Origin of the sequence: Vibrio genomosp. F10 str. 9ZD137, from assembly GCF_049974785.1 — a bacterium.
GTDB lineage: Bacteria > Pseudomonadota > Gammaproteobacteria > Enterobacterales > Vibrionaceae > Vibrio.
Genome location: NZ_JBNGCJ010000778.1, coordinates 1 through 2,336 on the forward strand (window position 1 = coordinate 1; position 2,336 = coordinate 2,336).

A 2,336-nucleotide genomic window follows, 5' to 3' on the forward strand; every position below is an offset into this window, starting at 1 on the left:
AACCGCTCTTCCGATCTCATCCCTCCAATGCCCTGATCTCCTAGACCAAGAATGCGCTCTCCATCAGTCACCACAATGACTTTTACGTTGTGGTTGGTCGCGTTGTTAAGAAGGTCATCAATGCGGTCTCGGTTGGCGTAGGAGATAAAGAGCCCGCGACCACGACGGTAAATATTCGAGAAATTTTCACAGGCAGCACCGACCGTCGGCGTATAGATGATGGGCATCATCTCGGATATGTGGTTTTGAACCAATCGGTAAAAGAGCGTTTCATTGGTGTCTTGGATGTTACGAAGGTAGATATGCTTATCCATATCACTTTCAAAACTGGTGTACTGCTGATAGGCACGTTCAACTTGTTCTTGAATGGTTTCAGTACTTTCAGGAAGAAGCCCCTCAAGGTTAAAAGAGCTTCGTTCGCTCGCAGTAAATGCACTGCCTTTATTGAGTAATGGCGTACTAAGAAGCGCTGGCCCAGCGTAGGTAATATAGAGGGGGCGTTTATCGATTTTCATTATGTGCCTATTGTAGGGTGGAGGGACTACAAAATGATAGGGTTAAGTTATCTTATTGTAAATAGAACACTGGATGCTGACTCGCGAATTCAACCATGTTAATGGAAAATATTGATACAAATGTGTTTATTTGAATAACATGAGTATTTTAGGCCATTCATGTCTTTTCCTACGGGGCATCATGCAATCGCTTCGAATTGACTCGATTCAAACTTCCTTCCTACAACACTCGTATCAGTTTCCTATATTGCTAGTGATGCCTCGCATTAACCATTAGCATTGATACTAAGTGATCTATCATTATTCAGGCACTTTAATTTAGGTTGGAAAATATTAACTATTAGGGTGTGACTTGATTGTTTCATGTACATCATTTGTTACATAGTTGGTTTTTATATAGCCATTTGTCCTTTGTTTTGGCTATAACAGACCATTCCTTTATATCCTATTGATATAGTCAGGTTGTTGCATGATATTAAGTAAACACAGAGCGGTTAACTGAATGAGAATGCAATGGATAAACAGGAAGAACAGTGCATAGTTTTTGACTATACGTCTTTTCTTGGCGCGTCATGCACGAAAACATGGACGTTCGTTGAAGCTTTAAGGGCGCTCGCTCCGACATTGACTCAGAAACTGAGTGGCACAGACAAACCACGGATGTCTGTCGAGGAACGCTTGTGGGCGTCTGCATTACAATCCTTATCTCCAAGCTATAGCGATGAAGTTAATTTGTTGACACTGGTCGAATTGGCCAAAGAAGAGGGGATAGATCAACTTAAAGTCGTGATGCCTTACTCTTTAGAAAAAGAGCAAATTGAGGCGATACAGCAGCAATGCCAGTTTGCTGTTACTAGCCAGCAGCAAGAAGAATTTATACTGTACTTCTAACGCCAGTGTTAGGCTGAACGTATCATTAAGTGTCCTAGTGACGAAATTCCAGATATAAAAAGAGTCAGCAATTATGCTGACTCTTTTTTGTATCGGCCTTACTCATTGAGAAATCAGTAGGGATGGCTTTTATTCGGTACAAGCCATTTTTACTGGAAAAAACAAAGCAACATTAAAGAACGGCTGCAATGCCTTTACAAAGTGGTCCCATGTTAGATTTTGTCATACCAGCAACGCTGATTCGGCCTGATCCAACAATATAGATCGCAAATTCTTCTTTTAAGCGAGTCACTTGCTCTTTAGATAGGCCAGAGAATGAGAACATACCATTTTGGCGCTCGATAAAGCTAAAGTCAGAGTTAACGCCTTCCGCTTTCAGTGTCGCAACGAATAGCTCACGCATCTCTTGGATACGATCTCGCATTTCGGCAACTTCTTGCTCCCATTCTGCACGAAGTTCAGTGTTATTCAGAATGTGAGTAACAACGGCACTACCATGAGCTGGTGGGTTTGAGTAAATAGAACGAATGATGGCTTTTACTTGAGAAAATGCGGTTTCAGAGACAGCAGCCGATTCAGAAACCAAAGTGAAAGCACCAACACGTTCATTGTATAGACCGAAATTCTTAGAAAATGAGCTCGCAACGAGAATTTCGTTGTTGTATTTAGCAAAAGTACGCAGACCAATCGCATCGTCTTCAACGCCTTTAGCAAAACCTTGGTAAGCAAAATCAAACATCGGCAGCAAACCTTTGTCTGCAATCAGTTTAGCCAATACTTCCCACTCATCTTCTGTTGGGTCAATACCCGTTGGGTTATGGCAGCACCCATGAAGCAGAACCACATCACCTGCAGAAGCCGTGTTTAGATCAGCGACCATACCTGCAAAATCTTTGTCTTTGGTTTCAGCGTTGAGATCGGAAGAGCGGT

2 protein-coding genes and 1 pseudogene are annotated in these 2,336 nt (G+C 42.2%); 1 reads left to right on the forward strand and 2 read right to left on the reverse strand.

Features of this window, described 5'->3' with window-relative positions; genetic code table 11:
* Nucleotides 1-515: pseudogene (locus ACP45E_RS18145) on the reverse strand (NAD-dependent malic enzyme); the annotation flags it as partial.
* Between the two features lie 513 nt (nucleotides 516-1,028).
* Here ACP45E_RS18145 and ACP45E_RS18150 point away from each other — a divergent pair.
* Entirely contained in the window at nucleotides 1,029-1,406 is a 378-nt protein-coding gene (locus ACP45E_RS18150) for a hypothetical protein (protein WP_017038664.1), read from the forward strand.
* Between the two features lie 172 nt (nucleotides 1,407-1,578).
* Here the strand turns inward: ACP45E_RS18150 and ACP45E_RS18155 are convergent.
* Nucleotides 1,579-2,336: aminotransferase class I/II-fold pyridoxal phosphate-dependent enzyme (locus tag ACP45E_RS18155; protein ID WP_141707409.1), on the reverse strand; the 758-nt coding region annotated here is incomplete at its 5' end.

Coding starts and splice junctions, on each gene's coding strand:
- ACP45E_RS18150 (WP_017038664.1), top strand. CDS start 1,029: ATGGATAAACAGGAAGAACAGTGCATAGTTTTTGACTATACGTCTTTT.